Source organism: Paraburkholderia largidicola (assembly GCF_013426895.1).
GTDB lineage: Bacteria > Pseudomonadota > Gammaproteobacteria > Burkholderiales > Burkholderiaceae > Paraburkholderia > Paraburkholderia largidicola.
Window position 1 is genome coordinate 2051816 of record NZ_AP023176.1, and the last position, 15913, is coordinate 2067728.

At 64.1% G+C, this 15913-nt stretch carries 16 protein-coding genes; 5 read left to right on the forward strand and 11 right to left on the reverse strand.

Features of this window, described 5'->3' with window-relative positions; all coding sequences use genetic code 11:
* Positions 1–56 precede the first annotated feature (56 nt).
* Positions 57–1082, forward strand: a complete 1026-nt coding sequence (locus PPGU16_RS37900; RefSeq protein ID WP_180725927.1) for an AraC family transcriptional regulator — start codon at positions 57–59, stop codon at positions 1080–1082.
* A 14-nt stretch (positions 1083–1096) separates the two neighbouring features.
* On the opposite strand, the gene PPGU16_RS37905 is transcribed toward PPGU16_RS37900, so the two are convergent.
* Positions 1097–2044, reverse strand: coding sequence for a LysR family transcriptional regulator (locus PPGU16_RS37905; protein ID WP_180725928.1), 948 nt, complete (start codon positions 2042–2044; stop codon positions 1097–1099).
* 342 nt (positions 2045–2386) lie between these two features.
* Here PPGU16_RS37905 and PPGU16_RS37910 point away from each other — a divergent pair, with 342 nt between their 5' ends.
* The 4 genes from PPGU16_RS37910 to PPGU16_RS37925 all read left to right on the forward strand — a co-directional run bounded on the left by PPGU16_RS37910 (position 2387) and on the right by PPGU16_RS37925 (position 6480).
* Complete coding sequence (locus PPGU16_RS37910; RefSeq protein WP_180725929.1) at positions 2387–3823, forward strand: NAD-dependent succinate-semialdehyde dehydrogenase; 1437 nt, start codon at positions 2387–2389, stop codon at positions 3821–3823.
* Between the two features lie 13 nt (positions 3824–3836).
* A complete protein-coding gene (locus PPGU16_RS37915) occupies positions 3837–4208 on the forward strand; it encodes a carboxymuconolactone decarboxylase family protein (RefSeq protein WP_180725930.1) in 372 nt (123 codons plus the stop codon).
* On the forward strand, positions 4205–5191 hold the full coding sequence (locus PPGU16_RS37920; protein ID WP_180725931.1) for an NAD(P)H-quinone oxidoreductase: 987 nt from the start codon (positions 4205–4207) through the stop codon (positions 5189–5191). The genes PPGU16_RS37915 and PPGU16_RS37920 overlap by 4 nt, the downstream gene beginning before the upstream one ends.
* A 128-nt stretch (positions 5192–5319) precedes the next feature.
* The gene (locus PPGU16_RS37925) at positions 5320–6480 is read left to right on the forward strand and encodes an NAD-dependent formate dehydrogenase (RefSeq protein WP_180725932.1); all 1161 of its coding nucleotides are present in this window, start codon (positions 5320–5322) and stop codon (positions 6478–6480) included.
* Between the two features lie 87 nt (positions 6481–6567).
* Here the strand turns inward: PPGU16_RS37925 and PPGU16_RS37930 are convergent, their stop codons facing one another.
* The 10 genes from PPGU16_RS37930 to PPGU16_RS37975 are packed head-to-tail and all read right to left on the reverse strand — an operon-like array spanning position 6568 to position 15851.
* Positions 6568–7092 carry a type II secretion system protein gene (locus PPGU16_RS37930; protein WP_180725933.1) on the reverse strand — a complete coding sequence of 175 codons (525 nt, stop codon included), beginning with the start codon at positions 7090–7092 and terminating at the stop codon, positions 6568–6570.
* A 2-nt stretch (positions 7093–7094) separates the two neighbouring features.
* Positions 7095–7493: a type II secretion system protein gene (locus PPGU16_RS37935; RefSeq protein WP_180725934.1), complete on the reverse strand. Its 399-nt coding sequence runs from the start codon at positions 7491–7493 to the stop codon at positions 7095–7097.
* Entirely contained in the window at positions 7487–7993 is a 507-nt protein-coding gene (locus tag PPGU16_RS37940; protein WP_180725935.1) for a type II secretion system protein, read from the reverse strand. The genes PPGU16_RS37935 and PPGU16_RS37940 overlap by 7 nt, the downstream gene beginning before the upstream one ends.
* Complete coding sequence (locus PPGU16_RS37945; RefSeq protein WP_243460696.1) at positions 7990–10497, reverse strand: secretin GspD/PilQ domain-containing protein; 2508 nt, start codon at positions 10495–10497, stop codon at positions 7990–7992. Before PPGU16_RS37945 ends, PPGU16_RS37940 begins: the two co-directional genes overlap by 4 nt.
* A gap of 26 nt (positions 10498–10523) precedes the next feature.
* The gene (locus PPGU16_RS37950; RefSeq protein ID WP_180725937.1) at positions 10524–11048 is read right to left on the reverse strand and encodes a hypothetical protein; all 525 of its coding nucleotides are present in this window, start codon (positions 11046–11048) and stop codon (positions 10524–10526) included.
* Complete coding sequence (locus tag PPGU16_RS37955; protein WP_243460775.1) at positions 11045–11638, reverse strand: hypothetical protein; 594 nt, start codon at positions 11636–11638, stop codon at positions 11045–11047. Before PPGU16_RS37955 ends, PPGU16_RS37950 begins: the two co-directional genes overlap by 4 nt.
* A 2-nt stretch (positions 11639–11640) precedes the next feature.
* Positions 11641–12192 carry a PilN domain-containing protein gene (locus PPGU16_RS37960; protein ID WP_243460697.1) on the reverse strand — a complete coding sequence of 184 codons (552 nt, stop codon included), beginning with the start codon at positions 12190–12192 and terminating at the stop codon, positions 11641–11643.
* Positions 12189–12986 carry a hypothetical protein gene (locus PPGU16_RS37965; protein ID WP_180725940.1) on the reverse strand — a complete coding sequence of 266 codons (798 nt, stop codon included), beginning with the start codon at positions 12984–12986 and terminating at the stop codon, positions 12189–12191. The genes PPGU16_RS37960 and PPGU16_RS37965 overlap by 4 nt, the downstream gene beginning before the upstream one ends.
* Complete coding sequence (locus tag PPGU16_RS37970; protein ID WP_180725941.1) at positions 12979–14667, reverse strand: GspE/PulE family protein; 1689 nt, start codon at positions 14665–14667, stop codon at positions 12979–12981. Before PPGU16_RS37970 ends, PPGU16_RS37965 begins: the two co-directional genes overlap by 8 nt.
* Positions 14664–15851 carry a type II secretion system F family protein gene (locus PPGU16_RS37975; RefSeq protein ID WP_180725942.1) on the reverse strand — a complete coding sequence of 396 codons (1188 nt, stop codon included), beginning with the start codon at positions 15849–15851 and terminating at the stop codon, positions 14664–14666. The genes PPGU16_RS37970 and PPGU16_RS37975 overlap by 4 nt, the downstream gene beginning before the upstream one ends.
* Positions 15852–15913 lie beyond the last annotated feature (62 nt).

The following is a 15913-nucleotide window of genomic DNA, read 5'->3' on the forward strand; positions in this document are numbered from 1 at the left end:
GTAAGGTCATTTACGGACACGAGGATGTCTTCGAAGGACATTCTTTGGGAGCTTGCATGGCGTCGAGTCGCCCCCCGATCAACGAGCGTATTTATGCGCCGTACAAAATTGCCGCACTGGTCGAAGTGCTCGCGGAGCAAGGCATTGCGCCCGACGACAGTCTGAAGGGAAGCGGGTTGAGCGTCGCTCAACTGGACGACGCGTCGGTGATGACCTCGGTTCATCAGTACGCGATCGTGGCGCGCAACGCGGTGATGCTGTCGCACGATCCCGCCACGCCGTTCAAGGTGGGCTCGCGCCTGCATCTTTCCGCCTACGGCATGTACGGCTATGCCTTGATGTCATGTCTGTCGTTGCGCGATTACTTCAGGTTTGGCGTCAAGTATCACGGCCTTGCGACGCCGACGGTGACAATCGAATGGACCGAGTATCCCGACAAGGCCGTGTGGACCTTTCCGGACGCGTTCGTTTCGAGCCCGTCGCGCGAATTGCGCGAGTTCATCATCGAGCAGCAGTTCACGCAACACGTCACGCATCTTCAGGATGTCGCGGGCCATAGCTGCCCGCCGCTCGAGGCGCGCTTCTCGTACCCGGCACCCGCGCATGCCGATCTCTATCCGCAGTATCTGGGCTGCACGTGCGTGTTCGACGCGCCGCAATGCGAGCTGATTTACGACAGCGCGATATTGAACCAGAAGCCGCAACTCGCGCACCAGCTCACGGCGACGCTATTGCAGGAAACCTGCGACCGGTTGATCGGGCAGGCGAAGACGTCGGTGGGCACGTCCGGCGAGGTCTATCAGATCCTGATGAGCACGCCCGGTGTGTTCCCCGGCATGGAAGAAGTCGCGACGCGGCTCAACCTGACGAGCCGCACGTTGCGCAGGCATCTCGAAGCGGAAGGAACGTCGTTCGTCGCCATCGTCGACGACGTCCGTTGTTCGCTCGCGCTCGAATACCTTCAGTCGACGAAAATGAGCACCGAAGATGTCGCGATGCTGCTGGGGTTCAGCGATGCCGCGAATTTTCGCCGCGCGTTGAAGCGGTGGACGGGGAAAGGGCCGGGGGAGTTGAGGAAGTAGCGCGGCCGGCATCGCTACGCGCGGGCATCGGCAACGGCGATACCGAGTTCTTCCGCATACGCAGTCAGTTCGTCACCGACGTGCGTTTTCAGCACATCGACGAAGCGCTTGATCTTCGCATCGACGAATTGTCGCGACGAATACATCGCGTAGACGCTTCGTTCACAGGTGTGATATTGCGGCAGCACGCGCACCAGCTTGCCGTCACGCAAATCGTCGATGGCGGAGAACGCCGCCAGCAAGCCGATTCCCGCGCCGTCGCGCAGGGCAACGCTCATTGCCTCCATATCGTTCACGCTGAAATGCGGCCCTGCCGGACGATACGTCGCATTCCCTTCGGCACTTTCGAGCTGCCATTCATCCGGCGCGTAATCGACGGTGCCGAGCTGGATGCAGGTGTGATCGGCCAGGTCCTCGGGCCGCTCGGGCGCGGGATGCTTCGCCAGATACGCCGGTGAAGCCGCCAGTACACAGTGGCTCGCGCCGATTCTTTGACTCACGTACGCCGAATCGGGCAACGCGCGCGCAATCACGACGGCCACGTCCAGTTGTTCTTCGAGCAGGTTCGGCATGCGCTGCGACAGCAATAAATCGACGGACACATCCGGGTATGCGTCGCGGTAAGCAAGCACCGCCCGTGTCATCAACTGACGGCCAAGGCCGGGCACAGCATGAACGCGCAGCGTGCCGCGCGGTTCGAGCAGCGCATCGCGTGCCTCGGCTTCGGCGTGTTCGAGGTCAGAGAGAATCGCGACGCTGCGTTCGTAAAAGCGCCGGCCCGCGTCGGTGATGACGAGACGGCGTGTCGAGCGTTGCAGCAAACGCGTATTGAGCCCCTCTTCGAGTACCGAAACCGCACGCGACACATTGCCGACCGTCGTGTCCAGATGATTGGCGACAGCCGTGAAGCTGCCCATCTCGACGACCTTCGCGAACACCGACATGTTGTAGAGCTTGTCCATTCGGGCAAAAACCTCGGTGATCTTTCATTATTCTTTCGACGAGCACGGCACGCCGGAAGCCGTACCTCATGCGCAAGCCGCATGATGACACGCGCGAGGCCCTTCCCGCAGGCGTGAGCCCCACTTCGCACGATCGTTCGATACGCGATTTTCGATTTTCCCTCTAGCGGAAACATTCATTCTTTCCCGCCCCACTAAAAGCGCCAGAGCTTCCCGCATAGACTTCGTTTCGTAGTCAGACACCCGTTACGCACATTCAGGGAAATGCGCAGCATCCGCAAGGGCTAACGAGATGTCTACATATTACGGATACCGAATCAATTACCAGCATAGGAACCTGTCATGAACACAAACTACGATCCGCTTTATCTGTTCATCGACGGCGAATGGATCGCCGCCGATAAACGCAACACCGCTGCCGTCGTCAACCCGGCCACGGAGCGCGAACTGGGCCGCGTGCCGCTCGCCACCTCGGCCGATCTCGACCGTGCACTCGCCGTGACACAAGCCTCTTTCGACGTCTGGCGCAACACTGTGCCCGCCGATCGCGCCCGCATCCTGAAACGCGCCGCGAACCTGATCCGCGAACGCGTGCAGCATATCGCCGAACTGATGACGCTGGAAGAAGGCAAGCCGCTCGCAGAAAGCCGCGACGAAGTGCTGCGCGCCGCCGACTACTTCGAATGGTTTGCCGAAGAGGCGCGCCGCATCGACGGCCGCGTCGTACCGTCGAACCGGCCAGGCGTGCAGCAACTCGTGAAGAAACAGGCCATCGGCCCTGTCGCTGCCTTCACGCCGTGGAATTTCCCTGCCATTACGCCAGCGCGCAAGCTCTCGGCGGCGCTTGCGGCGGGTTGCAGCGTCATCATCAAGCCGGGCGAGGAAAGCCCCGCGACGGCCCTCGCGCTGGCCCGCGCGCTCGACGATGCCGGTTTGCCGAAAGGCGTGCTGCAAGTCGTGTTCGGCGTGCCTGACGAAGTCTCGAAGCAGCTGATCGCGTCGCCCGTGATCCGCAAGGTCACGTTCACGGGATCGGTGCCGATTGGTCGCCTGCTGTCGGCGCGCGCCGCCGAAGGCGTCAAGCCGATCACGCTCGAACTCGGCGGACACGGCCCCGTGCTCGTATTCGACGACGCCGACGTCGAGAAGGCCGCTGTCGAAGGCGCGGCCAACCGCTTTCGCGGTACCGGCCAGATCTGCATCTCATCGACACGCTTTCTGATCCAGCGCGGCGTCTACGACGTATTCGTCGAACAGTTCGTGCAGGCCGCGCAAGCGCTCAAAGTCGGCGACGGCAGCGAATCTGGCACCCAGGTCGGCCCGCTCGCCAATCCACGTCAGCTGGCGAAGATGGAAGAACTCGTAGCCGACGCGGTGGCACGCGGCGCGAAGGTGCTCGCAGGCGGCAAGCGTATCGCTCGCGAAGGCTTCTTCTTCGAACCGACCGTACTCGCCGATGTGCCGATGGACGCTCGCGTGATGCACGAAGAACCGTTCGGCCCGATTGCCGTGCTGATGCCATTCGATACGCTCGCCGATGGACTCGCCGAAGCAAACCGCCTGCCCTATGGCCTCTCGGCGTATGCCTTCACGCAAAACGCGCGCACCGCCATCGACGTCGCCGATGGGCTCGAAGCCGGCATGATCGGCATCAACCAGTATCGGATCATCGCAACGGAACTGCCGTTCGGCGGCATGAAGGAAAGCGGGCATGGTTCGGAAGGCGGCGTCGAGGGCATCGAGTATTACCTCACGCACAAGTTCATCAGCCAGGCATGAAAGGAGCGCAACCATGTCCCACGCAGATTTCAGCAGCCCGCGCGAAGCCGCGCGCGCATTCACCCCGAAGCTCGCGGAATTCGTCGACAGCACGCTCTATCCGCAGATCTGGAACGACCCGGCGCTGTCGCCGCGCGACCGCAGTCTCGTCACGATCGGCGCACTGATCGCCGGAGGCCACCTCGACGAATTGCCCGCGCATCTGCGCCGCGCAGTGAGCAACGGCCTCACGAACGAAGAGCTGTCGGCCGCGATCACGCACCTCGCGTTCTACGCCGGCTTTCCGGCGGCCATATCGGCCTCCGCCGTGGCGCAAACCACGCTCGCCGCTCAACACGACGTCAACCGCGAGGCAGATCGCGCAACGAAGGAACAGTCATCATGAAAGCCATTGCATTCGAACAGTTCGGCGAAGCCGACGTGCTTCAACTCGCCGACGCTCCCGCGCCCGAAGTGCGCCCCACCGATCTGCTGGTGCGCGTGCACGCCGCCGGCGTGAATCGCGCCGATCTCACGCACCGGCGCGGCGGCTATGGTCGCCCGAACTTCGGCGACTCGACCATCATGGGCCTTGAAATAGCGGGCGAAGTCATCGAAGTGGGCCGCGACACGCAAGGCTACAAGGTGGGTGACCGCGTTATGGGCGTGGTGGGCGGCGGCGCTTATGCGGAGCTCGCGCGCATCGACTGGCGGATGGCGATGCCCGTTCCCGCATCGCTCGATTATGTGCACGCCGCGGCCATTCCCGAGGTGTTCGTCACCGCTCACGAAGCGATGCTGCATCTGGGCAACTTGCAGCGCGGCGACTCGGTGCTGATTCACGCTGCAGCGGGCGGGGTCGGTTCCGCCGCCGTACAGCTGGCGTACGCGACGGGGGCGCGAGTCTTCGCGACAGCGGAAGGCAGCAAGCTCGAACGCGTTGCGCAACTCGGCGCCGACGTCGTGATCGACTATCGCAGCGAGGATTTCGCTGACGTGATCGCAAAGGCCACGGAAGGTCGCGGCGTCGACGTCGTGATCGACTTCGTCGGTGCGCCGTATTTCGCGCGCAACGTGGCGTCGATGAGCGACGGCGGGCGGCTGGTTCAGGTTGGCATTCTGGGCGGTGGCGGTCAGGTTTCCGTTGCGCTCGAAGAGATTCTTTACCGCCATCTGCAGATCAAGGGGACGGTGATGAAATCGCGCCGACAGGAAGAAAAGCATGCAATGGTGCGGCGTTTTCGCGAGCATTGGCTCGACCGTTTCGAAGGCGGCGCGAGCCTCGAACCTGTCGTCGACAGCACGTTCGCGCTCGCTCGCGCGGCGGATGCGCATCGGCGCATGGAGTCTTCGGCGAATGTCGGAAAGATCATCCTGACGATGCAATAAGTTCAGCCTCCCTTCGTCGCGCCATGCCCGGGAAATACCCGTGCAAATACGAAAGACGCCATCGATCAGACGGAGTTGAATGAGGACCCTGATTCGCGAAATGCGCTCACAGTCCTCAAGGAACTGACATGGCAAAAGTATTGTGTGTTCTCTATCCCGATCCCGTAACCGGGTATCCACCCAGGTACGTGCGCGACGACATCCCCGTCATTACGCAATATCCAAACGGTCAAACGGTGCCGTCGCCGCAAGGACCGCTTGGATTCAAACCGGGTGAACTGGTTGGCTGCGTATCCGGCGAACTGGGTCTGCGCAGTTATCTGGAAGCGCACGGCCATGAACTCGTCGTGACGAGCGACAAGGACGGTGCCGACTCTACCTTCGACAAGCATCTCGTCGACGCCGACGTCGTCATTTCGCAGCCATTCTGGCCAGCCTATCTGACGGCGGAGCGGATCGCGAAAGCAAAGAAGCTCAAGCTCGCGTTGACAGCAGGCATCGGCTCGGATCACGTCGATCTGCAGGCGGCTGCGGCGCATGGCGTGACCGTTGCCGAAGAGACGTTCTCGAACAGCATCAGCGTCGCCGAACATGTGGTGATGATGGTGCTCTCGCTGGTGCGTAACTATCTTCCCGCGCATCAGTATGCCGTCAACGGCGGCTGGAACATCGCGGATTGCGTGAGCCGCAGCTACGATCTGGAAGGGATGCATTTCGGCACGCTCGGCGCGGGTCGCATTGGACTCGCGGTATTGCGCCGGCTCAAACCGTTCGACGTGAAGCTTCACTACTATCAGCGTCATCGTCTCGCACCCGAAGTCGAAGCGGAACTCGGACTGATTCATCATGAGACGCCCGAAGATCTCGTCAAGGTCTGCGACATCATCAATCTGCAGATGCCGCTGTACCCGTCCACCGAAGGCTTTTTCAACGAGCGCATGTTGAGCCTCGCCAAACGCGGCGCTTACCTCATCAACACGGCACGCGGCGCGTTGTGCGACCGCGATGCGATCGTGAAGGCGCTGGAGTCCGGCCAACTGGCGGGCTATGCGGGCGACGTCTGGTTCCCGCAACCGGCACCCGTCGATCATCCGTGGCGCACGATGCCGTACAACGGCATGACGCCGCACATCTCGGGTAGTTCGCTGTCGGGCCAGGCGCGGTACGCCGCTGGCACGCTCGAAATTCTTCAGTGCTTCTTCGAAGGCAAGCCGATCCGCCCTGAGTATCTGATCGTCGACGGCGGCAATCTCGCGGGAACGGGCGCCAGCTCGTACAAGCTGAGCTGATCTTCACGCACATGCGTTTCAGTTCGGGGCCTTCGCGCAGGCCCCGAATTGAATACAGATCCTTTCTGGTAAACGCGCGCGGAGCGGCTATGGCGTACCGGACGAAGACCCACCATCCCGCACCACGACAGGAAGGCGAGCGACGAACACCCAGTCCATATAGGTCTTGGCGTCGTTAAAACCGCGAAATTCGCCCGAAAAATGCGCGATCTGAATGGGCCGCGCATGAGACACGCTATGAACGCCGACAATGGTCTGCCCATCCGGCGATCTGACTAACTCCCAATCGGCCTTGCCCGTCATCGGGTCCGCATACAGCTTGCGCAAGTGCCGCACGACATTCGGATAACGCGGATCGCGCACGAGGTCGTCGAGCGTGCGCGGCTGATTCGGCTGCCCTACGGGCGTCGCCAATGCATAGCTCAGCAACGCGCGCTGAAACTCCCCACCGACGAACAGCAGTTCCTGTTCAGCCACGCGCCGCTGATAGACGGCACCAAGTTGCGCCGTCGCGGCAGCCGCGACGCCGATGATCGAGATCAGGATCAGAAGCGAGAGGTACGCGTAACCTCGTTGCGCAGTCCGCCGCCTGCACGCTTTTGCGCTTCGCATCGCTATAACGCCTCGTACGGCTTGCCGTTGCTGTCCACGCCCTGCGCGCCGCTCTTGACGTCATAGACCTTGCCCGGATACGGCTCGTCGGGCGGCACGATGTGCCAGGTCGTCGCGCTGTCGGTGATGGGATCGATGGGCAGCGAACGCAAATAGTGTTTCTCGACCAGTTCTTCCAGAGAATCCGGATAACGCCCGGCATCGCCATAAAACCTGTCGATCGCATCGCGCGTCGCGAGCAGATTCTGCGCGAGGATTTTTTCTTTCGATGCGTCGATCGAATGGAAGTAGTTCGGCAATGCGATCGTCAGCATCAGTGCGATCACCGACAGCACGATCAGCAGTTCGATCAGCGTAAAGCCCTTCGCGGCACGCACGCGCGCGGTCATCGGCGTCACCATTTGCGGTAGGCAATGCCATTGAGGCCAATGCCCACGGAAGTCGAGTAGACGTCGTACACGTCGTCGCCTTCCTGCGGATCGTCGGCTTCGCTCGCGTAGGCGCGCTTGCCCCACGTGCCCGCATCGCCCGATTGCGCGTCGGGGTTCATCGGATCGCGCGGAATGCGGCGCAGGAAGTACAGCTTGTGTCCTTTGGGATCGGTCTGGTCTTTCACGCCGTCGACGAGCACATCGAGACTCGTCGGATAGCCCGTCGCGCCCGCCTCTTTGGCAATGCGCCCTTCCTTGCTCGCGGCCTTGTAGGCATCGATGGCGTTGCGTATTTCGTGCAATGCGACGCGCAGTTCCTGCTCGCGTTCGCGTTGACGCATGACCTGCGCGACGGGCACCGTCATGCAGGCGAGCACACCGAGAATCGCCAGCGTGACGAGCATCTCGATCAGCGTGAAGCCGCTCGCCGCCTTGCGACGCGTTGCTGTGCGCACGACGGCCTTCGTCATCGCGCGCCCACGCTCAGGTTGTAGGCAGACGGCGGCGGCATCGTCACGGACTGGCCGCTCGCACCGAGCACGGAGCCGGGTTGGACCTGGATCGACGTCTGCGCGGCGGGCGCGAGCGCCTTGAAACTCAGCACGGCGAAGGTGGCCTGCGCGGAGCCGCCCGTGCCGCCCGGCGACGAGTCGGCCAGAATCAACTGGCCGCCCTGCGCGACGCGGTTCGAGAAGCTCGTCTGCGCGCCGCCCTGTTTGAGGAAGTCGCCTTCCGTCACGCCCGTGAACTGCAGTTTCGACACGTCGTAGCTCACGGTCGCGGACGCGCTCGTCACGGGTTGATCGGCCTGCATCAGCAACGCGACCGTGACCGAGTCGCCCGTCTTCACCTGTGGCGGCCCCTGGATCGACATCTCGGCCGTGCCCGGCGCTCCCGCGCCTCCGACGAGCGGCGTCGTCTCGCCGCCGAGATAGGCGCCCGCGCCTGCCCCGTAGGCGTTCGATCCCGCGCCGTACGCGCCCGATGCTCCATATGCGCCCGTCTGCGGCGTGTTCGACCCACCGCGCTGCCCAGAACCGCCGAAATCCGCAGCTTGTGTCGTTGCCGATGAACCGCTGGAAGGCGCGGGCGTCACGATCCCATTCGACTTGATCATGCTCTGCATGTTCGTTTCGGTGCCGGACGTGAAGTACGCCAGCGACGCATCCGGATGCCGGATATTGCGGACCAGGTGCGGCGTGATCGACAGAACGATTTCGGTGTTCTTGTCGTCGTCGGTGGTCGCGCCGAACAGGCGGCCCAGCACGGGCAACTGTCCGAGGCCGGGAATCTTGTTGCCGGACGTGCGCTCCTGGCTGTCGATCAAACCCGCCAGCACGTCCGTCTCGCCGTTCTTCAACTGCAGCACCGTGCTCGCCGTGCGCGTGCCGATCTCGTACGCCGTCGTGCCCGACGAGCCCGTGATCTGGTTGAGCAGGCTGCTGACTTCGAGCGCGACCTTGATGCCGACCGTATCGTCGAGATAGATGGTCGGCTCGACGTTCAGCGTCAGGCCGATGTCGAGATAGTTGATCGACTGCGAAACGAAACCCGTCGACGTCGCCGTCGACGTGATGTTCGGCACGCGCTCGCCGATCAGGATCTTGGCCTTTTCGTGGTTGCGCACGCGGATGCGCGGATTGGTCAGCAGCTTTGCGTTCGAGTCCTGGCGGTTTGCATTCACCGTCGCCTGCAGCGACGAGACACCGACCGTGCGCGACGTCTGATTCAGCAGATCGTGCAATGACAGCGCGGGCGAAGCACCCGAGCCACTGGAAGACGAGGAACCATACGACGAGCCGCTCCCTGACGATATTGCACCGAAGGTGCTGCCCGCCGCTGTCGGCGTGAACGTGATGGACGACGGCCATGCGATGCCGAGATCCTGCATGCTGTTGCGCTGCACTTCCAGCACTTCGACTTCCAGCATCACTTCCGGCTCGGGCACGTCTTCGAGCGCGACGAGCTTTTCGGCCATCCGGATCGCGTCGGGCGTGTCGCGCACGATCACGACGTTGAGCTTTTCGTCAGCGACGACATCGTGCGACTTGACGATCGTCTTCAACGTGTTCGCCACCGTCTTCGCATCCGCGTTCGACAGGAAGAAGGTGCGCACGGCCAGTTCCTGATAATCCTTCAGCTTGGCAGGCGTGTTCGGATAGATCAGCACCGTGTTTTCGTCGAGCACCTGCTGCGCGAGCTGATTGGTCGCGAGCACGTAGCGCACGGCGGCCTCGATCGTGCTGTTGCGCAGATAGATCGACGTGCGCTGATCGGTCTTGACGTCCTTGTCGAACAGGAAGTTGAGCCCCGCGCTGCGCGAGATCACTTCGAAAACCTGCTTGAGCGGCGCATCCTTGAAGTCGATCCGAACCGGCTTGCGATACGCGCTCGCCAGCGCGGCTTCGACGCGCAGAAAGCCCATGTCGGCGTTCAGCTTGCGTTGCAACGCGAGCGCGCGCGGATGCGCGGGCGCTTCCGTCAGCACCTTCGCGATCACGCCGCGCGCGCTGTCGCTATCCTGCTTCGCGGCCAGCATTTCCGCGCGCTCGACGAGTCCATCGATGCGCGCCGCGCCTTCCAGCGCGGCGATGCCGGAGAGCGCGCGTTCGTTGGCGGGGTCGATGGTCAGCGCATGCTGATACGACTTGCGCGCCGCCGCGCGCGCGCCGCCCGCCGCGAGGCGGTCGCCTTCCTCGTCGAAACGCGCGACGGCGCTCTCGCGCTCCGCGAGCCAGGCCGCGCGGTAATGCGCGTCATGCGGATCTTGCGTGACGGCTTGTTGCAGCTTCGCCAGCCCTTCGTCGACCTTGCCCTGGGCAACGAGGTCCTTGCCGTCGCGGTATGCGCGTTCCGCTGCACAGCCCGTCAGCAGGATCGGCACGGCGACGAGCAGTGCGAGCGTGCGTGCGTGGCGTGCCGCGAAACGGCACAGACCGCGTCGCGTGAATGATGTTGCAAGTGGCGTAGCCAACTGTTCACTTCCTTTGGTTGCGTTCATCAGTCGGCGCTGCCGATATCCATGGTCTGAACCAGCTTTAGCGGCAGGTAGACGAGCGTCATGGTCGGCGGCCTGATGGCATCGACGCGATACGTCCCGTCGATCACCATCTGGTCGTGCACGATCAGCGTCTCGTCGCCGCGCGTCAGATACACCTCCCAGTTACCGTCGGCGCCCTGCTTGCCGAGATAGGTGAACGGCAGGCCGGGCACGGCCGGTTCGGACGGCAGCGGCGGGATCTCCGCCCCGGCGGGTGCCGCGGACGGCAGCGGCGGCGCCATCGAGCGGCTGCCGAATAGCGCATGGTGTTCGCCCGTGGCCGCGCCGATGAGTTCGGTGCGCGCGCGCAGCGCCGCAATGCCGACAGTCTCTGCGCCCGCCGCTCGCGCGAATTGCGTCGCCGCGTGCGCACTGGCGCGCGGTACCGCTTCGACGACCTGATCTACCGGATTCGTTCGGCCGAATGCGAGCAGTCCCGCGCAAAGCAGAAACACCAGCGCGAGAACAATGTGCTTGCGCTTCATCGCCGCACCTCTGCCGCATCGGCACGCGCATCCAGCGACGCGGCAGGACGCAGAAAGACCGTGAAGCGCAGGCTCGCCTCGACGGCGGTGTCGCTCGCCGAGCTGCGCCTGAAGCGCATGTCGTCGAGCGCGGCGTACGGAACCGTCAGCAGAACCTTTTCGCAAAAGCGCCGCAGATGCCCGTAGTCGCCTTTCACGGGCAGCACGATCGTGTAGGTCTCGAAGCGTCCGGCGGTATCGCGAGCGGGCTTGTATTCCGCTTTGTCCAGCGCGACGCCTGCTTCGTCGGCGGCATCGAACAGATGGGCGACGATCTGTTCGCTATGCGCCGCGTCGCCGAGTGCCGCATAGAAGGCCGACAGGCGCGCGGCGGCCATCGCAGGCGCGGTGACGACCGGCTGCGGCGGTGGCGCGGAGCGCGCGCGGGCAACGGTGCGCGTCTGCTGATCGATACGCGACGCGAGTGCCGGCAACAGCGCAAGCCACAATGCGGCCGCGCCGAGCACGAGCGCGCCCGCCAGCACGGCAACCACGCCTGATCGACGCGACGCGAGAAACAGACGCAACAGCATCCGCCCGACATTCGGCATGCTCACGATTGCGCCCTCCGCCACTGCGCTTCGATCTGAAAGCGGATGACGCCGTCCATGCCGTCGCGCATGCGTTCGTGCCGGACCAGTGTGACGCGCTCGAACAAGGGCTGCTGTTCCAGCTGCGTCAGATAGTCGATCATGTCCTTGCTGCTGGCGCACTCGGCTTCGATCTTGAGCAGCGCGCGACCCGGTTCGGGCGTGATCGAGAGCAGCGCGATTTGCGAAGGCGTCGCGGATTCGACAGCATCGAGGATGCTGCCCCACGGCAGATTGAGACGCGCCACGGCGACATTGACGGCTGCCGCCTGCTTCGCGTCGATAGGCGCGCTGGACGATGCGCCCGAAGCGCGGACCATGCGTTCCGTGCGCGACGCGAGACGCGCCGCTTCGAACTGGAGCGAATCGAGATTTGCGAACAGCTTGTATGCGCACAAGCCGGCAAGCACGCACAACACCAGCGCGACGAGGGCCAGCACGCGCACCACAGCATGAGTCCGATACAGCGTGCGACGCCAGCCGAACGGCGCGAGGTCGATGTGCAGGCGTTTCATCGTTGCGGATGCCATTGGACGCTCAAACCCACATCAGCGGATGACGCCGGATCGGGCTGCCACTCATCGAGCGGACGACCGTGGATGTGCAGCACGGAAGGCGCGGGCACATTGTCGAGCAGCGCCGCGCGCGCCAACTGATCGTGCAGCCAGGCCATCGACGGAATCGTTTTAGGCAGCTGCAGCGTGCGCACGGCGGCAAGATGCGGCTTCTTTACGCCAGCGACGAGACCCAAGGTGAGCGCGTGCTCGCCGAGCGTCGCGAGCCACGTATCGGCGCCAAGGCGACGCCGCGAGCGATTCCACGCAGCGACGAAGCTCGGCGTCACGGAAGCGAGGCATGCGCGCTGCGCATTTACCGCAAGCTGCAGCGCCGCATGCAGACGTCGCGAAACCGCGCAGGCCAGAAACGGCGCTGCGCATTGCCAGTCGGCGGCGAGATGCCAGTCCGCCAGCGGCTCGCCGTACAACACCTGGAAGCGCACGCCGGCCGCCGCGCGCAGGTCCTGCATGCGCGCGGCGTTGGCGGGCGGCGTGACGATGAAATAGCGCACGAGATCGTCGTCGAGCGTCGCGTGTACGGGCACGCGAGCGGCGCCCGCCGCGTCGAGCGCCGCCGCAATGGGCGCAGAGAGCATATCGGGCGTCGCGCTCGCGAACGCGGGCAAAGGCCGTTCGACAAGAACGGGCGTCGCCTTGCGTGAGCCGCTCACACGCAGCACGGACACTGCGTCGCACGACAGCCGAACCCGGCAATGTCCGCGCGGAAAAATACGCATCAGCCTGTCACGCATTGAGCGTCACCCGCTTCACTTCCGCGAGTGTCGTCTCGCCTCGCTTCACCAGATTCAACGCGACATCGCGCAAGCGGCGCGTGCCGTTTTTACGCGCGACGTCCTTGATTGCGCGGATCGGCTGCTTTTCGACCACCATGTCGCGGATCTCGTCGTCGAGAATCAGGATTTCCGCAATCGCGCGGCGTCCACGGTAGCCGGTGCCGCGGCAGTCGCCGCAACCCGTGCCCTGGCGGAAATCGAAACCGGCGACGTCGGCGCGGCTCAAGCCGAGACGCGCGAGTTCGGCATCGGTCGGCGTGTACGGCGCGGCGCAGTGCGCGCAGTTCACGCGCATCAGCCGCTGCGCCCAGATACCGTTGAGCGCCGACACGAACGCATACGGATCGATGCCCATATGGCTGAACCGGCCGAACACGTCGAACACGTTGTTCGCGTGCACCGTCGTCAGCACGAGGTGGCCCGTCAGCGCCGACTGCACGGCGATCTCCGCCGTCTCGCGGTCGCGGATCTCGCCGACCATGATCTTGTCCGGATCGTGCCGCAGGATCGAGCGCAAGCCGCGCGCGAACGTCAGCCCTTTCTTCTCGTTGACGGGAATCTGCAGAATGCCCGGTAACTGATATTCGACGGGGTCTTCGATCGTGATGATCTTGTCGCGGCCATTGTGAATTTCCGTCAGCGCCGCGTAGAGCGTCGTGGTCTTGCCCGAGCCGGTCGGCCCCGTGACGAGCAGCATGCCGTACGGCTCTTCCGCCAGCGCGCGCAGCGCCACCAGCGATTCACTGTCGTAACCGAGCGCTTCGAGCGTCAACGAGCCGTACGCTTCGATCATCGCGCGCTTGTCGAGAATCCGGATCACGGCATCCTCGCCGTGAATGCTCGGCATGATCGACACGCGCAGATCGATGTCGCGCCCGCCCGCCGCCACGCGGAAGCTGCCGTCCTGCGGCACGCGCCGCTCTGCGATGTCCAGTTCCGCGAGCACCTTGAGCCGCGAGATCACCTGCTCGGCCGTCTCCACGCCGTTCAGCGTGGCCGCCGCGTCGAGCACGCCATCCACGCGATACTTCAGTGCGAGACCGCTCGGCGTGCTTTCGAGGTGGATATCGGATGCGCCGGCTTTCAGTGCGTCGTAGAGCGTCGAGTTCACCAGCTTCACGGCCGGGCTGGCCGCTTCGCTGACCGTCTCGAACGACAGCACCTGCGCCGTGCGCCCTTCGACCTGCGCTTCGACGCCGCCCGTCACGAGACTGTCGATGGCGCGCGTCGATTCCTCCATGCGCGCGTGATAAGCCTGAAGATCGGATGGCAGCGCAAGGCGTATGTCGATCGCGGCACCGGCTTGCGCGGCGAGCCAGGTTTGCAGATCGAGATCGAATGGATTCGTGACCACGCCAATGCAGCGCCCGGCTTCGTCGCGCAGCAGCACGCAGCGGCGCTGCATCGCGCGCGACAGCGGCACGCGGTCGAAGGCGGGCTTGAGCGCCAGCATGTCGGCCGTCTCGATGACGTGCATGTCCAGCATTTGCGCAAGCGCCTGCAACAGCTGGCGCGGCTCGGCACCCGTCAGCGCCTCCAGTTCGACGACGAGATGCCGCTGCGTGGCCGCAGCCGCCGCGCGGGCGCGCGCCAGCAAGGCGGCGTCGAACAACGGCGCGATGGTCTCGGGCGCGTTCATGACAGTCCTTCCGCGAGATCGAAGATCGGCATGTAGAGCAACACGACGATCGTGCCGACCACCAGCCCGATCGCCGACATCAGCAGCGGTTCGAACATGCGCGTGAAGCGGTCGATCCAGCGGCTGATCTCGCCGTCGTAGAACGCCGCCGATTGCGTGAGCATGTTGCCGAGTTCGCCCGAGCGCTCGCCGACGCGCAGCATGCGCAGCGAAATCGGCGTGGTGAGATTTTCCGCGTGAAATGAACTGGACAGCGGCGCGCCGGCCTGAACGGCGGCGCGCGCCCGCAGCAAGCCATCGCGCAACGCAGGCGAGATCGTGCCGCCTGCCGTCTCCATCGCCGAGACGATCGGGATCCCGCCTTCGAGCAGCATGCCGAGCGTCAGATAGAGCCGCGAAAGCTGATAGATGCGCAAGTGCGGACCCAGCAGCGGAAGGCGGCCCAGCAGGCTGACGAGTCCCACGCGCGCAATCGTGGCGCGCACGGCCGCGCCGCCTGCGATTGCAATGGCTATGGCGGCGGCTAACAAAGGCAGTCCATGCGCCGCCGCGAACTTGCCCCAGTCGAGTAGCGCCTGCGACATCCACGGCAAGCTGCGGCCCGTGCCTTCATAGATCGTCGCGAAGCGCGGTACTACGAAGGTGATCAGAAAGGTCGACACGCCGCCGCCCACGATAAAGAGAATGCTTGGATAGATCGCGGAGCTGATGAGCTTGTTGCGCACCATGTCGATGCGCGCCTGATAGTCGACATAGCGTTGCAGCGAGAGCGGCAAGTCGCTGGTGCCTTCCGCTGCGCGCACGATGCCGACGTAAAGCGGCGGGAATACGTCCGGCTGTTCGGCGAGCAGGCTCGAAAAGCGCTTGCCCTCGCGCAAGCCCGCCAGCAGCCGTTCGAGAATGCCGCGCAGCCTTGCGTTGCCTTCGCGTTCCACCAGCGCTTCCAGCCCTTCGACGATCGACAGCCCCGCCGTCAATAGCGCCAGCAGTTCCTGGCTGAACAGCACGAGCGAGATGCCGCCGCGCGCCCCCTTCGACGGACGCAGCGTGCGCAACGCGCGCAACTGGGTCGCGTGCAGGCCGCGCGCTTCGACCTGACGGCGCGCGTCGTCTTCGTCCTGCGCATCGACGACGAGCGCGACGATCTGGTTGTCGGGCGAAAGCGCCCTCACTTCATACGGCATAGTGCTGTGCTACTGGTTTGTTGTGGTCTGCTGCTGCCCCGTTGCCGCCCGCTACATGTGTG

Bases quoted from the DNA above. Each gene is read 5' to 3' on its own strand.
- PPGU16_RS37900 (WP_180725927.1), top strand. From the start codon at position 57: ATGGCGTCGAGTCGCCCCCCGATCAACGAGCGTATTTATGCGCCGTAC.
- PPGU16_RS37905 (WP_180725928.1), bottom strand. From the start codon at position 2,044: ATGGACAAGCTCTACAACATGTCGGTGTTCGCGAAGGTCGTCGAGATG.
- PPGU16_RS37910 (WP_180725929.1), top strand. From the start codon at position 2,387: ATGAACACAAACTACGATCCGCTTTATCTGTTCATCGACGGCGAATGG.
- PPGU16_RS37915 (WP_180725930.1), top strand. From the start codon at position 3,837: ATGTCCCACGCAGATTTCAGCAGCCCGCGCGAAGCCGCGCGCGCATTC.
- PPGU16_RS37920 (WP_180725931.1), top strand. From the start codon at position 4,205: ATGAAAGCCATTGCATTCGAACAGTTCGGCGAAGCCGACGTGCTTCAA.
- PPGU16_RS37925 (WP_180725932.1), top strand. From the start codon at position 5,320: ATGGCAAAAGTATTGTGTGTTCTCTATCCCGATCCCGTAACCGGGTAT.
- PPGU16_RS37930 (WP_180725933.1), bottom strand. From the start codon at position 7,092: ATGCGAAGCGCAAAAGCGTGCAGGCGGCGGACTGCGCAACGAGGTTAC.
- PPGU16_RS37935 (WP_180725934.1), bottom strand. From the start codon at position 7,493: ATGGTGACGCCGATGACCGCGCGCGTGCGTGCCGCGAAGGGCTTTACG.
- PPGU16_RS37940 (WP_180725935.1), bottom strand. From the start codon at position 7,993: ATGACGAAGGCCGTCGTGCGCACAGCAACGCGTCGCAAGGCGGCGAGC.
- PPGU16_RS37950 (WP_180725937.1), bottom strand. From the start codon at position 11,048: ATGAAGCGCAAGCACATTGTTCTCGCGCTGGTGTTTCTGCTTTGCGCG.
- PPGU16_RS37955 (WP_243460775.1), bottom strand. From the start codon at position 11,638: ATGCCGAATGTCGGGCGGATGCTGTTGCGTCTGTTTCTCGCGTCGCGT.
- PPGU16_RS37960 (WP_243460697.1), bottom strand. From the start codon at position 12,192: ATGAAACGCCTGCACATCGACCTCGCGCCGTTCGGCTGGCGTCGCACG.
- PPGU16_RS37965 (WP_180725940.1), bottom strand. From the start codon at position 12,986: ATGCGTGACAGGCTGATGCGTATTTTTCCGCGCGGACATTGCCGGGTT.
- PPGU16_RS37970 (WP_180725941.1), bottom strand. From the start codon at position 14,667: ATGAACGCGCCCGAGACCATCGCGCCGTTGTTCGACGCCGCCTTGCTG.
- PPGU16_RS37975 (WP_180725942.1), bottom strand. From the start codon at position 15,851: ATGCCGTATGAAGTGAGGGCGCTTTCGCCCGACAACCAGATCGTCGCG.